Annotated in this window: 14 protein-coding genes and 1 pseudogene; 8 read left to right on the forward strand and 7 right to left on the reverse strand. The window is 72.1% G+C overall.

All coding sequences use genetic code 11. The features are described from left to right. Positions 1-309 (forward strand): annotated as a pseudogene (locus AB0M20_RS05305) (fibronectin type III domain-containing protein); the annotation flags it as partial. 16 nt (positions 310-325) lie between these two features. Further along, positions 326-1,957 (forward strand): GGDEF domain-containing protein, encoded by a 1,632-nt coding sequence (locus AB0M20_RS05310; RefSeq protein WP_364294080.1) that lies wholly within the window; start codon positions 326-328, stop codon positions 1,955-1,957. Here AB0M20_RS05310 and AB0M20_RS05315 read toward each other — a convergent pair. Genes AB0M20_RS05315 through AB0M20_RS05335 form a run of 5 tightly spaced genes read right to left on the reverse strand, consistent with a single transcriptional unit; the run spans position 1,954 to position 6,875 of the window. Continuing rightward, a complete protein-coding gene (locus tag AB0M20_RS05315; RefSeq protein ID WP_364294083.1) occupies positions 1,954-2,817 on the reverse strand; it encodes an alpha/beta hydrolase in 864 nt (287 codons plus the stop codon). The genes AB0M20_RS05310 and AB0M20_RS05315 overlap by 4 nt on opposite strands. Continuing rightward, a complete protein-coding gene (locus tag AB0M20_RS05320) occupies positions 2,817-3,539 on the reverse strand; it encodes an endonuclease/exonuclease/phosphatase family protein (protein WP_364294086.1) in 723 nt (240 codons plus the stop codon). Before AB0M20_RS05320 ends, AB0M20_RS05315 begins: the two co-directional genes overlap by 1 nt. After that, a complete protein-coding gene (locus tag AB0M20_RS05325) occupies positions 3,536-4,960 on the reverse strand; it encodes a phosphatase PAP2 family protein (protein ID WP_364294089.1) in 1,425 nt (474 codons plus the stop codon). The genes AB0M20_RS05320 and AB0M20_RS05325 overlap by 4 nt, the downstream gene beginning before the upstream one ends. A gap of 29 nt (positions 4,961-4,989) precedes the next feature. Further along, complete coding sequence (locus tag AB0M20_RS05330) at positions 4,990-5,958, reverse strand: YihY/virulence factor BrkB family protein (protein WP_364294092.1); 969 nt, start codon at positions 5,956-5,958, stop codon at positions 4,990-4,992. Then, entirely contained in the window at positions 5,955-6,875 is a 921-nt protein-coding gene (locus AB0M20_RS05335) for a diacylglycerol kinase family protein (RefSeq protein ID WP_364294095.1), read from the reverse strand. Before AB0M20_RS05335 ends, AB0M20_RS05330 begins: the two co-directional genes overlap by 4 nt. 110 nt (positions 6,876-6,985) lie before the next feature. On the opposite strand from AB0M20_RS05335, the gene AB0M20_RS05340 reads away from it, so the two are divergent. From AB0M20_RS05340 to AB0M20_RS05350, 3 genes are read left to right on the forward strand one after another with little or no spacing between them, the layout of a single operon-like run. Further along, a complete protein-coding gene (locus AB0M20_RS05340) occupies positions 6,986-7,843 on the forward strand; it encodes an MBL fold metallo-hydrolase (RefSeq protein ID WP_364294098.1) in 858 nt (285 codons plus the stop codon). After that, positions 7,840-8,538 (forward strand): VTT domain-containing protein, encoded by a 699-nt coding sequence (locus tag AB0M20_RS05345; RefSeq protein WP_364294100.1) that lies wholly within the window; start codon positions 7,840-7,842, stop codon positions 8,536-8,538. The genes AB0M20_RS05340 and AB0M20_RS05345 overlap by 4 nt, the downstream gene beginning before the upstream one ends. Then, positions 8,535-9,470 carry a DUF2332 domain-containing protein gene (locus AB0M20_RS05350; protein ID WP_364294103.1) on the forward strand — a complete coding sequence of 312 codons (936 nt, stop codon included), beginning with the start codon at positions 8,535-8,537 and terminating at the stop codon, positions 9,468-9,470. Before AB0M20_RS05345 ends, AB0M20_RS05350 begins: the two co-directional genes overlap by 4 nt. 5 nt (positions 9,471-9,475) lie before the next feature. Here AB0M20_RS05350 and AB0M20_RS05355 read toward each other — a convergent pair whose 3' ends face one another. After that, complete coding sequence (locus AB0M20_RS05355; RefSeq protein ID WP_364294106.1) at positions 9,476-10,399, reverse strand: serine hydrolase; 924 nt, start codon at positions 10,397-10,399, stop codon at positions 9,476-9,478. Positions 10,400-10,536: 137 nt separating this feature from the next. Here AB0M20_RS05355 and AB0M20_RS05360 point away from each other — a divergent pair, with 137 nt between their 5' ends. The 3 genes from AB0M20_RS05360 (at position 10,537) to AB0M20_RS05370 (ending at position 14,442) form a co-directional block, all read left to right on the forward strand. Beyond that, a complete protein-coding gene (locus AB0M20_RS05360; RefSeq protein ID WP_364294109.1) occupies positions 10,537-11,115 on the forward strand; it encodes a hypothetical protein in 579 nt (192 codons plus the stop codon). A 6-nt stretch (positions 11,116-11,121) separates the two neighbouring features. Further along, complete coding sequence (locus tag AB0M20_RS05365; protein WP_364294112.1) at positions 11,122-11,295, forward strand: hypothetical protein; 174 nt, start codon at positions 11,122-11,124, stop codon at positions 11,293-11,295. Positions 11,296-11,418: 123 nt separating this feature from the next. Further along, positions 11,419-14,442, forward strand: a complete 3,024-nt coding sequence (locus AB0M20_RS05370; RefSeq protein ID WP_364294115.1) for a glycosyl hydrolase — start codon at positions 11,419-11,421, stop codon at positions 14,440-14,442. Between the two features lie 124 nt (positions 14,443-14,566). Here AB0M20_RS05370 and AB0M20_RS05375 read toward each other — a convergent pair whose 3' ends face one another. Beyond that, positions 14,567-15,163 carry a dihydrofolate reductase family protein gene (locus tag AB0M20_RS05375; protein WP_364294118.1) on the reverse strand — a complete coding sequence of 199 codons (597 nt, stop codon included), beginning with the start codon at positions 15,161-15,163 and terminating at the stop codon, positions 14,567-14,569. Positions 15,164-15,358: the final 195 nt, after the last annotated feature.

Here is a 15,358-nt window from a genome sequence, read left to right on the forward strand (position 1 = left end):
AGCGCACCGGCGTCGACCGGCCCGGGCGCCGCGGCCGCCGACGCCGGCGCACCGGCCGAGGTCACGCTCCGCGACAACCGCGACAGCGTGTCGATGAGCTGGATCTATCCGACCGGCGCCGAGGGCCCGGTGACCATCAGCGGCGGGCGGGCGGGGCAGGAGCGGCGGGTGTTCCAGCAGCTTCCGCCCGGTACCACGGACTACGTCGTCTACGGGCTGAACGAGCAACTCGACTACTGCTTCACCGTCGCGGTGGTGTACTCGACGGAGCGGGTGGCGAGCTCCGCGCCGATCTGCACGGCGCGCTGACAACCGTTTCGCACCCGTGCGGGAGACGAAGGCCGACACGAAGGGGCAGGGCGGCGCGGTGGCGATCGAGGTGGCAGCGCCCGGCGCCTTCATCACGGACGAGCGCGCGGCTCTGCATGCGTTGTTGTGCGACCTCGAGAGCCGGCCGATGTCGCAGTTCCGCACCCTGCCCGCGCCGGCCGCGGAGGCGGAGCGACAGGCCGAGCGGCTCGGCGACGACGAGCTGGCCTGCCGGGCGCGGCTGCTGAGCGTCAGCGCCCTGCTGCGTGAGGGCCGGTCGGAGGACGGCGGCCGCCTGGCGCACCGGGTGCTCGCCTGGGCCGAGCTGCACGGGAGCCCGTTCCTGCTCGCGCGTACCCATCGCGAACTGGGCATCTTCTATCGCCAGGTGGGCGACATGTCGGCCGCGTTGACGCATGCGGTGCAGTGCGTCGCCAACCTCACCGACGACGTCGACCCGGTGATCCGGGCCCGGCACCTGCTGTCGCTGGCCACGGCCCTCGACGAGACCGGGTCGAAGGACGAGTCGGCGCGGCGTTTCCAGGAGGGCCTGGCGATCGCCGCCGAGATCGGCGACGACGAGCTCACGCTCTACATCCTGAACAACATGGCGTACGCCGCCTACGAGCGGGACGATGCGCAGGACGCCGAGGCGCACGTCGCGCACATGCGGGTGGTGCAGGCGCGGTCCGGTACGCCGTTCAGCGCCAACGAACTGGACACCATCGCGCGGGTGGAGATGATGTCCGCGCGCTACGACGCGATCGAGGAGACGCTGCGGCCGGTGGTCGAGGCCGGGCCGGACTCGGCGCTCGGTCACGAGGGCGACGCGCTGGCCGAGTGCCTGCTGACGCTGGCGGAGGCGCGCCGGCGGGGGGAGCGGTTCGAGGCGGCGCAGGAGATGTTGGACGCGACGATGCGGATGTGCGCCGAGCGGAGGCTGCAGGCGGTGCGGGCGCGGGCCCGCGAGGAGCAGTCGGTCTTGTTCGCCGCGACGGGACGGTTCCGCGAGGCGTACGAGGAGCATCGGGCCTTTCACGCGGAGGCCACGGCGCTGCATTCGGCGCAGCGGGAGGCCCGGGCGCGCACGCTGCAGGCGGTGTTCGAGGCGACCGAGGCACGCCGTGCCACCGAGCACTTCCGCGAGATGGCGCAGCGGGACGCGCTGACCGGGCTCTACAATCGACGGTACGTGAACGAGCGGCTGCCCGCCCTGCTCGGCGAGGCAGAAGTCCGGGGGACGCCGCTGTCACTGGCCATCGTGGACCTCGACTACTTCAAGCGGATCAACGACACGCTGTCGCACGACACCGGCGACGCGGTGCTGCAGCTGGTTGCCCAGATGCTCGCCGCGGCGGCCACCGGCCCGGCGATCGCCGCGCGGATGGGCGGCGAGGAGTTCCGGCTGGTCTTCCCCGGCGCCGACCTGGCCGAGGCGACCCGGCGCTGCGAGCAGCTGCGCCAGCGGATCCGGGTCTACACCTGGGCGCCGGTGACCGGGCGCCTGGGCGTGACGACCAGCATCGGTGTCACCACGATGGCGGACGGCTGGAGCACCGCGGCGGCGCTGTTCTCACAGGCGGACCGCAACCTCTACGCGGCCAAGCGGGCCGGCCGCGACCGGGTGATCGCGGACACACACGCCTAACTTCCGAGGAAGTCCAGCAGTGCGTCCGCCACCTCCCCCGGCGCCTGCTCCGCCTGGTGATGTCCGGAGTGGATGATCCGGTGCCGCAGCGGATGGACGAGCCAGGGCTTCCAGATCTCGGCCGGGTCGCCGTGGATGTCGAGGTCGTCGTCGGCCGACTCGAGCAGCATGGCCGGGCACTGGACCTTCCGCCCCGCGGCGCGGTCGGCCTCGTCGTGGGCGCGGTCGATGCCGAGGCCGGCGCGGTAGTCCTCGGCCATGCCGTGCACGACCGCCGGATCCCGGTACGCCGCCCACACGTCGGCGTGGTTCTCCTCGCCCATCTCGTCCGGCGCGGGCGTGCGGTACCACGCGCCGGGATCGGCGTTGATCACGCGCTCGGCCGGCTTGTCGGTCTGGCCCAGGAACCACCAGTGCCACCACGCCTGAGCGAACCGCGCGTCGGTGCGCTCGAGGTGTTCGACGACCGGCAGGCCGTCCATCACCACCAGATGCGACACGGCGGCCGGGTGGTCCATCGCGGTGCGGAACGCGACCAGGGCGCCCCGATCGTGGCCGGCCACGGCGAACCGGTCATGGCCGAGGTGCGCCATCAACGCGACGATGTCCTGCGCCATCGCGCGTTTGGCCGACTGGGCGTGGTCGGGCGCGTCCGGCGGGAGCGTCGAGCGGCCGTACCCGCGCAGATCGGGGGTCACCACGAAGTGGTGCTCGGCCAGGCGCGGCGCGACCGCGTGCCAGGTGGTGTGGGTGCGGGGATGGCCGTGGACGAGCACCACCGGCGGGCCGGAGCCGCCGTGGCGCACCCGCAGCGAGACGTCGCCGACCTCGACCCGGTCGAGGGTGAACCCGTCGAACATCAGGAGAACTCCGCGATCACCGGGTAGTGGTCCGAGGCGTAGTCGGTCTCGGCGTCCTTCAGAATCTCGATCCGCTCGAGGCGGGCGGCCAGCGGCGGGGAGGCCAGCAGGTAGTCCAGGCGCATGCCGGAGAACTCCGGTCCGCCCAGGCCCGTCGTCGGTGCGCTGGCCCCCGAGCCCTGTCCCAGGTCGACGAAGCCGGCCGCGGTGAAGGCCGCGATCGCCCGCGTGTCGGGCCGGCCGTCCGCGCCCAGGTGCCGCCGGCGGTATGCGGGCGCCAGCCGGTTGATCGTCGCAGTGTGGTCGGTGGCCGGGTCGAGCGAGTTGAGGTCCCCGGCGATCAGCACCGGCCGGCGGCGCGAGCCGTACCGTGCGGAGAGCCACCGCGCCTCCCGGTAACGGCGGTACGGCGAGAACGGATTGAGGTGTGCGCTGACCACGGTCAGATCCCCGACCGTGGCGCTCGCCGCCGCATGGTGCAGGCGCCAACGCGTCTTCTTAAGGTCGGTCAGCACCAGCGGCGGCCGCACCAGCACCGCCACCGGCTGCCCGAACACCGACGGCGAGAGGTGGATGCTCATGCCCAGGTCGGGCGCCCGTCGCGGCCACCCGCGCAGCTCCTGCAGGCACAGGATGTCCGGCTTCTCGCGCCGGACGACGGACTCGATCGCGGCCAGCCGGCCACCGCCACCGACCAGGATGTTCCAGGTCATCACCTTCATGGGCGCGGTCCGGCGTTGGTGGCGGTGGGACGGATGACCCACCACACCAGGCCGACCCACAGCGCCGTCAGGATCGCGGCGCCCAGCACGTCGGTCGGGTGGTGCATGCCCCGGTACATCCTGGACAGTGCGACGCCCAGCGGGAAGACGATCGCCGGCGCCAGCGCCAGCCAGCGGTACCAGCCCTGGAACCGCCCGATGACCAGGATCGCGATGGCGACCCAGATGCACATGGTCGCGGCGATGTGCCCGGACGGGAACGACGAGGTCGGCATCTGGCCGTCCATCTGCTCGACCTCGGGACGCGGGCGCCCCACGGCCGCCGCCGTGCAGAGGAAGAGCGTGATCTCACCGGCCATGACGACCAGGAGGAAGACGACCGGTCGCCACTGCCGCCACACGGCCAGCGCGAGCAAGCACGCGATCGGCAGGATGATCGTGATCGCGTGCGTGTCGCCCGCCTTGCTCCAGAAGAAGCTGAGGTCGTCCAGCGACGCGGTGCGGAAGGTCTGCAGCCAGCGGTTGACACCGTCGTCGGCGTCACCGAAGCCGGTGCCCTCGGTGACGTGGTTGAGGAAGTAGCCGAAAGCGAAGAGCACGCCGAAGACCAGCACCCAGCCGGTGAGCAGCTCGGCCGTCTTGATCCACGGATGCTGGTCGCCTTGCGACAGAGGCGCCGGCTTCACATCGGCACCGGGATCGAGGCCCTCCCCGACCGGCGGCGCGTCGCGGCCGGTCTCGCGGCGCCAGACCCGGAACGCGTACGCGGTCACCCCCAGCCACGCCGCCCCGAGCAGCCAGCCGGCCAGCACGTCGGACGTGAAGTGCACGCCGAGCGCGACGCGGCTGAACCCGATCAGCAGGACCAGCAAAGCGGGCACCGCGATGAAGAGCTTGCGCCACCGCGGCGGCACGGCGGCCAGGAAGATCAGGGTCAGCGCGCCGTAGACCACGAGCGAGCCGAGAGCGTGCCCACTCGGGAAGCTGTTGCCCGGCGCCGTCGCGACCGGCGTCTCGACGACCGGGCGCAGCCGGCCGACCAGGATCTTCAGCGACGGGTCGAGGACCAGCGCGCCGACGCCGGCGACGACCAGGTAGGTCGCGAGGCGGATCTGCCGCCGGATCAGCAACAGCACGACGGCGATCACGACGAGCCAGAGCATGATGGGCCGCCCGCCCAGCCGCGAAACCCCGCGCAGAGCGTCAACCACCCACGGGTGCGGGGACACGAGCCGGTTGAGCGCGTCCGCGATCCCCCCGTCGAACCCGGTCAGCGGCCCCCAGCGCACCCGGACCAGCAGCAGGAGCACACCGAAGGCCAGCCCCGCCGCGGCCACCACGAACAGGCCCAGAATGCTGCGCTCGGCGAAGTGTCGGGCCGGCGCCCATCCGGTGCGTTGCGGCGTCAGGGTGTCGGACATGCGCCGCTGTTACCCGATGCGGTCGAGCGTCAATCCGAGTGCTGCCCCGGGTGCCAGCGATCGGCCAGCGCGGGCCGGGTCACGCCGACCCGCTGCGCCTCCAGCTGGGCCGCGAAGGCCAGCCCGAAGAACACCGCGATGCCGGTCAGGTTGGCCCACAGCAGCAACGCCATGATCGCGGTGAGCGGGCCGTACGTGGCGTTGAAGTCATCGCTGATCCGCACGTACCCGGCCAGCGCCAGGCTGGCCACCCACCACAGCACGGTGGTCACCGCGGCGCCGAACAACAGCCACGACAACGCGGGCTGCTTACGCCGGGGCGCCTGTTCGAAGAGGACACCGACCGCGACCACGATCAGCACCAGGGCCACCGGCCAGCGGACCCAGTCCCAGGCCGTCCGCGTCGCACCGCCCCAGGCCAGCTCGGCGGCCAGCGAGTCGCCGGCCGAGCGGCCACCCACCAGCAGCAGGAAGCCGAGCAGCGCGGGCAGGCCCGCCACCAGGGCCAGGATGGTGGCCCGGAAGTACTTCTTCAGCGCCGGCCGGTCCCGCTCGACGCCGTAGATCCGGTTGGCGCCGCGCTCGATCTGCGCCATCGCCTGGGTGAGCGCGGCCACCCCGGTGATCAGACCGAGCACCAGCGCGAACTCGCCGGCCTCCTCATTGCCTTCCGAGCTCTCCAACAGGTCCCGGACCAGCGGCTCACTCTGGCCCGGGGTGAGCGCGACGACCGTGTCGGCGACGATCTGCCCGCCCTCATCGGCGCCGAGGTCGGTGGCCAGGCCGGAGAGCGCGATGAGGAACGGCACGATCGCCAGGCACAGCTGCAACGCGAGAGCCCGCGAGTGGCTGAACCCGTCGCCGTAGCGGAAACGGACGAACGCGTCCCGCAGCAGCGGCCAGCGGCCGTAGTGCCAGAGCGCCTGCAACGCGTCGTCGGCGGAAAGCTCGTCGCCCGGCATCATCCGGGTCTCGGGCACGGGTTCGGTCGAGCTCACTTCTTCTCCTCGGCGGCGGCGCGCACCTCCTCGGCGTTCTGCTCGACGGCGGACGCGTCGTACGCCAGGTCGGGGTCGGACGCCGGCCGGGGCACGCAGAGCAACAACGCTCGGGGCTTGACGTGGACCCTCATCAGTTTGCCGGGGTCGATCAAGTCGCCGTCGAGCTGTCGCGGTTGCGCCCGGTTGCTCTGGATCTCGACCCGCTCGGCGGTGAAGGACTCCATCCGCGGCACCCGCTTGCGCCGCCGGATCACCGCCCACCCGAGCTGCAGCCAGTGCCCGATGCTGTTCGGGCTGAGGATGACCACGTCGAGCTTGCCGTCGTCGGGCTTGGCGTCCTCGATCAGCCGCAGCCCGCCCTGGAGCCGGCCGACGTTGCCGACGATCACCGCGCGCGGCCGCCGGGGCATCGGGGAACCGCCGTCGAGCACCACCCGCACCCGCATCGGCCTGCGACGCAGCGCCTTGAGGCCGCCGGCGACATACGCCAGCGAGCCGACCCGCTTCTTGGCCGTCTCGGAGGTCGAGTCGAGCATCTCGGCGTCGAAGCCCATCCCGGCCATCACCGCGAAGCACTGGTCCTCGACCGCGCCGACGTCGATGCGCTTGCGGCCGCCCTCGAGCGCGACCTCGACACCGGTCGCCGCGTCGGTGGACAGGCCCAGGTTGGCGGCCAGCAGGTTGCCGGTGCCGGCCGGCAGGACGCACAGCGCCACGTCCGTATCCGCCAGGGCCGTGACCACGGCCATCACCGTGCCGTCGCCGCCGCAGGCGAAGATCAGCTCGGCGCCCTCCTCCATCGCCTTCGTGGCCTGCCCACGGCCGGCGTCCTCGGGGGTGGTCTCGAAGAACTTCGGCTCGGGCCAGCCTGCGTCGGCGAGGCCGCCGCAGACGGTGCGGCGCAGAAGATCCATGTCGGGAACCTTCACGGGGTTCACCACTACGGCGGAACGGGGTCCAGTCACGCGGCTCAGTGTGCCCAAGCTGGATAACGGTCACACCTCGGCATGGGTACCGTGTGAGCGTGAGCGAGACAAGCGTCACCTGGTGGGGGCACAGCACGATGTGGCTGAGCGATACCGGCACGACCTTGCTCACCGACCCGGTGCTCACCGACCGGCTCGCCCACCTGCGGCGGATGGCCGGTCCGCGGCCGGAGCTGCCCGGTCCGCCCGACGCGGTGCTGCTCTCCCACCTGCACGCCGACCATCTCCACCTGGCCTCGCTGCGACTGATCCCTGGGGAGCCGCTGCTGATCGTGCCGCGCGGGTCGGCCGCCTTCATCACCCGCGGGCTGGGCCGGGGCGCGAGCGGGCGGTGCGTCGAGCTGGCCTCGGGCGAGCAGACCGAGGTGGGCGCGGTCCGGGTGCGTGCGGTGAAGGCCGCCCATCCGGGCGGGCGAGGGCCGTGGTCCAAGCTCCAGGCGCCCGCGCTCGGGTTCGTCGTGGAGGGTGCCGCCCGTTCCTGGTACGCGGGCGACACGGGCCTGTTCGACGAGATGTCCGACCTCGGGCCGCTGGACCTGGCGCTGATCCCGGTCGGCGGGTGGGGACCGACCCTGCACGCGCACGAGCACCTCGACCCGGCTCAGGCGTCCGAGGCGCTGCGCCGGGTGCGCGCGGCGTGGGCCGTCCCGGTGCACTACGGCACGTTCTGGCCGTTCGGCCTGGGCCGGCTGCGACAGCACATGTTCTCCGGGCCGGGCGAGGAGTTCGCGAAGCAGGCCGCCTCGGCGGCGCCGGACGCCCGGGTGCGGGTGCTGGGTCAGGGCGAGACGTTGACGATCCCGGCCGCCGCTCCGGACGGTCCCGGGTTCACCGCGCCGTCAGCGCCGTCCGTGGGACCGGGCGCCGGCAGCGGCACAGCCGGGGACGACGCGTGATCGCCGGACTGGGTTCGCTCGCCTGGCTGTTCGTGGTGGTGTCCTTCGGCGCGATCGTGCCGATCGTGCCCACCGGCGCGGCGGTCAGCGGGGCGGCCGCCCTGGCCTTCCACTCGCAGCCGCTGGTCGTGGTCCTGGTGGTGGCGTTCGGCGCGGCCGGCGCCTACGTCGGCGACCTGGCGATGTATGCGATGTGCCGCAAGGGCGGCGAGAAGCTGGCCCGGCGGCTGCGCTGGCTGCGGGACGAGGAACACCTGGCCGCGGTGAAGGAGAGGCTGCGCCGAAGTCAGATCCCGGTGCTGCTGGTGTCCCGGCTGATTCCCGGCGGGCGCGTACCCGTGCTGCTCGCCGCCGCCTTCCTCGGCCTGCCCTGGCGCACCTTCGTGATCGCCAACCTGCCGGCCTGCGCCCTGTGGTCGGCGGTCTACGCCGGCATCGGCCTGGCCGGCGGCTCGATCTTCCCCGAGCCCTGGCAGGGTGTGGTGGCGGCGGTCGCGTTGATCCTCGTGGTCAACCAGACGGTCGGCTTCGTGAACAAGCGCCGGGCGGCCAAGGCGTCCCGCTCCACCGAGGTGTCCGGCCCGGCCTCGGTGCCCGGCCCGGCCGAGGTGTCCGGCCCCGCCGCGACGGCCGGCGCCGCTGAGGCGGTCGAACCCTCCACTGCGGCCGGCGATGCCCGGGCGGCCGAGCGATGACGGTCGCCACCGTCTACCGCGAGTTCGGCAGCGTCGACGCGCGCGGGGTGTCGCCGCTCTACGAACGACTGTCCCTGGCGGTCGCCGAGGATCCCGAGGTGCTCGCGCTGATCGAGGCGCTGCCGCCGCGCTCGCGGCAGCCCAACCTGCTCTTCGGCGCGGTCCGGCTGCTCGGCGGGCCGGTCGGCGACTGGCCGTCGTTCCGGTCCTTCGTGCTGGCCGAGTGGCCGCTGATCGCGGCCGAGATGCGGGTCCGGGTGACACAGACCAACGAGGCCGGGCGCTGCGCCGTGCTGCTGCCGGTGCTGGCCGCGCTGCCGCAGCCGCTGGCCCTCATCGAGGTGGGCGCGTCGGCCGGGCTGTGCCTCTACCCGGACCGCTACTCGTACCGGTACGGCTCGGTGGAGCTGGGCGCCGGCGAGCCGGTGCTGGACTGCTCGACGGACGGGGTCCCGCTGCCGGACTCCCGCCCCGAGGTGGTGTGGCGGGCCGGGCTGGACCTCAATCCGCTGGACGTGACGGCCGAGGATGACGTGGCGTGGCTGGACGCGCTGATCTGGCCGGAGCACGAGCATCGCCGGGCCCGGTTGCGCGCCGCGGCGAAGATCGCGGCGGCCGACCCACCGCTGTTGGTCAAGGGCGACCTGGTGGACGATCTGCCGGCGCTGGCGGCGCGGGCCCCGGCGGGCGCGACCCTGGTGGTCTTCCACAGCTCGGTGCTCTACCTGGTGCCGGCGGACCGCCGAGCCAGGTTCACCGAGCGAGTGCGGACCCTCCCGGGACACTGGATAGCCAACGAGTCCCCGGCCGTCCTGCCGTACCCGGACCTGCCACCCCCACCGAGCGACCTGGCCCACAACGTCCTGGCCCTGGACGGCGAGCCGCAGTACTGGACGAGAGGCCACGGCCAGGCGATGACCGCCCTGGCCTGACCGAGTCAGTACTTCAGGTACTGGCGGGTCAGCTTTGCCGTCTTCTCGACCACCGTGATGCCGCTCGGCATGGTCGCGTTGTTGTGGGAGAGCACCGCGATCGACACGTCGACGTCGTCGCCGGTGAGTCGGCCCACCGAGTTGATGATCCAGCGGCCGCCCTCGGTCGAGCGGGACAGCCAGCCGTTCTTCACCGTGAAGGCCTCGCCCGTCTCGGCCGCCGCCGGCACGCCCCAGTCCTGGTCCTGCTGCACCGTGCTCATCAGCGAGAAGGCCAGCTTGCGGGAGCCGGAGTCCAGCGGGCCCTTGGTGTCGACCAGCTCGCCGAGCAGCTTGACCTGGTCACGCACGGTGGTGCGGGTCAGGCCCCAGGCTCCGCTCACCTTGGTCTCGGTCAGGCCGAGCCGCTTGTTGCACCGGCCGACGCCGCTCGCGCTGCCCAGCCGGCCGAAGAGCGCCGTGGTCGCGTCGTTGTCGCTGGCCCGGATCATGCGCTTGGCCAGAGCGAGCTCGTCGGAGGTCAGGTCGCGTTCCTTGCCCTGCGCGGTGAGCAGCAGGCAGGCCAGCACCTGGACCTTGACGACGCTGGCGGTCTCGTACTTCTCCGAGCCGCGGTATGCGTAGGTCTCACCGGTCTTGCGGTCCAGCACCGCGACGGAGAACTCGGGGACCGTGGCGGAGTACTTCTTCAGCGCGGCGTCCAGCGCCTTCACCTGCTTGGCCCGCTTCTGTTTGCGCAACTCCTCGGGGCTCGGGCCGGTGGGCGTCGGGGAGGCGGTCGGGCTGGGCGAGCCGCCGAAGACGCCGGACAGCGACGGGACGCCAGGGCCGCCCTCGCCGTCACCGCTCATCCCCACGGCCACGAGCGCGCCGCCGCCGAGGATCACGACAGCTGCAATGCCCAGAATCAGGGTCCGCGTACGAAGCACCCATGCATATTGCCGTGCCGGATGGCCGGATCGTCACCCCGGGACGGCTCCGGCGCGAGATTGTCCTCAACTTTCGACGGAGTGCCGCAATCCGCACACGCACGGTAGAGCGGGCCCTCGGTGGGCACAATGGGCCCATGGCCTCGATGATCCCGTCCCCGTTCGCCCTCGTCGACTTCGCCCGCGCCGCCGTGGGTCAGGTGGTGGAGACGGTGGCCACGGCGGCCACGGTGCCGGTGCGGGTGATGAGCCTGCTCGGCCAGGCGGAGCTGCTGACGACCCGCCTCACCGTGGTCGCCGACGATGCGGAGGCGATGGTCGTGCGGGTGGGCCGCGTCATGGACGGGGTGGAGGCGACCGCGGCCGCCGCCGGCCGGGTCGTGCTCGAGGCCGAGGCCACGGCCGCGGGCGCCGCGCGGGTGGTCGGTGAGGCGGAGTCCGTGGCCATCGGCGCCGGCCGGGTGGTGGGCTCGGCCGCTGCCGCCACCGACGCGGCCACCTCGATCATCACCGACGCGGCGTCGGCCACCGGCGCGGCCTCGGCCGTCGTGGTCCGGATCGCCAACGCCACCGGGGAGGCCGAGGGGATGCTGCACGACTACAGCGGCACCCTGCGCAAGGCGGCGCCGCTGGCCGCGCGGTTCGTGGACGAGCTGTCGCCCGAAGAGATCACCGCCGCCATCAAGATGGTCGACACCTTCCCGGAGCTGCGCTAGCATCTGGTGGACGACGTGATGCCGCTGCTCGGCAAGCTCGACCAGGTGGGCCCTGACCTGCACAAGTTGCTCGAGGTGACCGAGGATCTGCGGCTTGCGATCGCTGGCCTGCCGGGGTTGAAGATGCTGCGCCGGCGGGGCGAGGAGCGCGTCGAGGAAGAGGCCGCAAACGGGAGTTGATCACGCGGTCCGGCAGCGCCGAGCTCGCCGAGGGGCCACTGTTGATTGACGGACGCCACTGCGCCTGGTTAGGGTTCCGGCACCCTGGAGAGCGCTCTCTCCCCCACCTCGGAGGCATCCCCCATGCGCAGCCCCCGACGCCGGCTCGCCGGTCTCGTCCTCTCGTCCCTCGTCGCCATCACCGGCGGCACGCTCGCCGTCGTCCTCTCGTCCACCGCCGACGCGGGCACCGTCGGCGCCGGCAGCTACACCGAAACCCTCCCGGCCGGGGCCAAGCTCCCCACCGGCTGCGGCGACCTGGCGACCAACCCGCGTCAGTTCCTCACCTCGAACGCGCCGGCCGGCGCGGTGCCGACCAACGACTGGTGGTCCTCGCTGGTCTTCAAGAAGGGCGACGACTGCAACTTCTCGCAGCCGCTCTTCGCCGGCCCGGCCGCCTACCGCCCGTCCGCCGGCGGGCTCGGCCTCTCCTACCAGACCGACGCGGCGATCAGCGGCAGCGCGACCGGCGTCGGTGAGTACCACTACCCGTACGCCCAGCATGTGCTCGTCGGCGTCGCCGGGCTCAACGCGCCGCGCGCCCTGGTCGACGGCTACACCGACTGGACCGTGACGCCGTACTGGAGCGACGGCGCGCGGACCATGAAGGCCACCATCGGCCACGGCCTGCCGCTGTCCTACTACCAGGTCACCGGCGGCGACGCCCAGATCTCGGTCGTCGGCCCGCCCACCGCGTGGCAGAACTCGGGCAACCGGATCGGCTGGTCGATCGGCGGCCACGACTACGTCGCGTACGGCCCGGCCGGCTCGACCTGGTCGCTGAGCGGGACCACCATCCGGTCCTCGCTGGCCGGCAAGGGGTACTTCTCGGTCGCCGTGCTGCCGACCACGTCGGGCACGAGCACCGCGGACAAGATCGCGCTGGCCGACCAGTTCGGGCAGTACGCGCACAACCACGTCACCGGCAGCCGGATGTCCTACACGTACGACCAGGCGGCCGGCACGGTCAGCACCACGTACCAGCTGACCGTCACCCCGCGCGAGGGCAGCGGCGCCGGCACGGTCATCGCGCTCTACCCGCACCAGTGGCGCTACCTCAACGGCAGCACGCCGCTCGCACCGACCTACGTGTCGCCGCGCGGCGCGATGAAGATCGTCACCGGCACGTCGTTCCGGACCGTGATGCGCTACACCGGCGTGCTCCCGGAGATCCCTGCCGTCGGGGACTCCAGCGGCGCCGACCTCACCACGATCAGCAACTACCTGCAGGCGGAGCTCGCCGACCCGGCCAAGTTCAAGGGCGACGACACGTACTGGACCGGCAAGGGCCTCGGCCGCGCCGCCCGCATCGCGGAGATCGCCGACCAGCTCAACCTAACCGCGGTGCGCGACGCCGCGCTCAACCTGATCCGCACCCGGATCACCGACTGGTTCACCGCCTCGTCCGGCAAGACCTCGCGGCTGTTCTACTACGACCGCAACTGGGGCACGCTGATCGGCTACCCGGCGTCGTACGCGTCCGACGAGGACCTCAACGACCACCACTTCCACTACGGCTACTTCGTCGCCGCGGCCGCCACCCTGGCCAAGTTCGACCCGACCTGGGCGTCGTCGGCGCGCTACGGCGGCATGGTCGACCTGCTGATCCGGGACGCGAACAACTACGACCGCAACGACACCCGGTTCCCGTACCTGCGGGACTTCGACATCTACGCCGGCCACGACTGGGCCTCCGGGCACGGCGCGTTCGGCGCGGGCAACAACCAGGAGTCGTCCTCGGAGGGTCAGAACTTCGCCAACGCCCTGATCCAGTGGGGTCAGGCCACCGGCAACAACGCGGTGCGCGACGCCGGCATCTGGATCCACACGACCCAGGCGGCGGCGATCAACGAGTACTGGTTCGACGTGCGCAACGAGAACTTCCCCGCCAGCTGGGGGCACAACTACACGGCCATCGTGTGGGGCTCCGGCGGCGCGTACGCGACCTGGTTCTCCGGCGAGCACGAGATGATCGTCGGCATCAACATGCTGCCGATCACCGGCGGCCAGCTCTACCTCGGCGACTACCCGGCGACGGTGCGCAGCACGTACGCGGAAATGGTCCGCAACAAGGGCGCCGAGCCCGCGCTGTGGAAGGACATGCTCTGGCAGTATCTCGCGCTCGGTGACCCGGACGCGGCGCTGTCGAAGTTCCGGGCCGACCCCAACTACACGTCCGAGGAAGGCGAGAGCAAGGCGCACACGTTCCACTGGATCCGCAACCTCGCGGCGCTGGGCCAGGTGGACACCTCGGTGACCGCCAACCACCCGCTGGCCAAGGTGTTCACCAAGAGCGGCGCCAAGACGTACGTGGCATCGAACATCACCAACGCCGCGCTGACCGTGACCTTCTCGGACGGCCGCAGCGTGGCCGTGCCGGCCGGCAAAACGGTGGCGACCGGGGCGCAGAACTGGTCGGGCGGCAACGCGACCGGTGGCGGTGTCGTCACGCCGCCGCCGACCGAGGGCTGCACGGACGGCACGCTGGCGTCGCAGGGCCGTACGGTCACCACGTCGTCGAACGAGTCGGCCGCCTACGCCGGCTCGAACGCGGTCGACGGCAACACGGCCACCCGGTGGTCCTCGGCCTTCGCGGATCCGCAGTGGATCCAGGTGGACCTGGGCGCGGCCCGGCCGCTCGCGCGGGCGGAGCTGTCGTGGGAGGCGGCGTACGGCCGGGCGTACCGCATCGAGACGTCGACCGACGGCAGCAGCTGGACCACCGCGGTCAACGCCACGGGACGCACCGGCGGCGTGGAGAGCCACGCGCTCAGCGGCACCGCACGGTACGTGCGTCTCTACGGCACCGAGCGCGGCACGCCGTACGGCTACTCGCTGTGGGAGTTCAAGGTGTACGCCTGCGGCACCGCGCCGCCGACGACCCCGCCCACCACTCCCCCGACGACCCCGCCGACCACCCCGCCCACGACACCGCCGACCACCCCGCCGACGACACCGCCGGCGGGTGGGACGTGGACGGCCTACACCGCGTACGCGGTGAACGCGACGGCCACCTACGGCGGCGTCAGCTACAAGTGCCTCCAAGCGCACACGGCGCTGCCCGGCTGGGAGCCGCCGAACGTGCCGGCGCTCTGGCAGCGCCTCTGACGGAGAGGGCGCCGCGGCCGCATTTCCGGGCCTGGCCGCGGTGCCCTCTCAACAAAAGTGGTAGCCCGCGGGGCAATCCGAGACCCGGATGCCCGGCTGGGCTACCACATCTGGTTACGGCTGGTCAGGCGCCGGCTCGGTAGACGACGTGGGTGACCAGGGAGGCCGCGCGGCTCGACACCAGCGTCAGGGTGCGCGGCGACACGCCGTCGAAGATCCGCTCGCCGGCCCCGAGCACCACCGGCGCGACGTGCAGCCGCAGCTCGTCGATCAGGCCCGCGGCCAGGAACTGGTTGGTCGTCGCGGCGCCGCCGGCGATCGACACGTCACGGGACCCCGCCGCCTCCCGGGCGCGCTTCAACGCCTCGTCGATCCCACCCGTGACGAAGTGGAACGTCGTCCCGCCCGCCATCGGCAGGTCGTCGCGCTCGTGATGGGTCAGCACGAAGACCGGCGCGTGATACGGCGGGTCCTCGCCCCACCAGCCTCTCCAGTCGAGGTCCCACTCCCCGCGCGAGGGGCCGAACATGTTGCGGCCCATGATGAACGCGCCGGCGTCGGTGATCGCGTCGCGCTCGGCTCTGTTCTCCTCCGGCGTCTCGAACATCCACCGGTGCAGCTCGTCGGTCGGGCCGTCGCCGAACGGCTTCTCCAGCGTCTGGTGTGGTCCGGCGGCGAATCCGTCAGCGGAGACGGACATGTCGGCGGTTACTCGGCTCATCTCGTACCCCCAAATCCGGTTTTGATTTGCAACTGGTTTAGGACGCTAGCGGAACCGGTTGTAGACTGCAACCAGGAGGCTGGAATGACTGACGAACACCGGTCGGGCTGCCCGATCAACCTCTCGCTGGAAGTGCTGGGCGACAAGTGGTCCCTACTGATCATCCGCGACATGATGTTCGGCGACCGGCGGCAC

Origin of the sequence: Actinoplanes sp. NPDC051633, from assembly GCF_040681735.1 — a bacterium.
GTDB lineage: Bacteria > Actinomycetota > Actinomycetes > Mycobacteriales > Micromonosporaceae > Actinoplanes.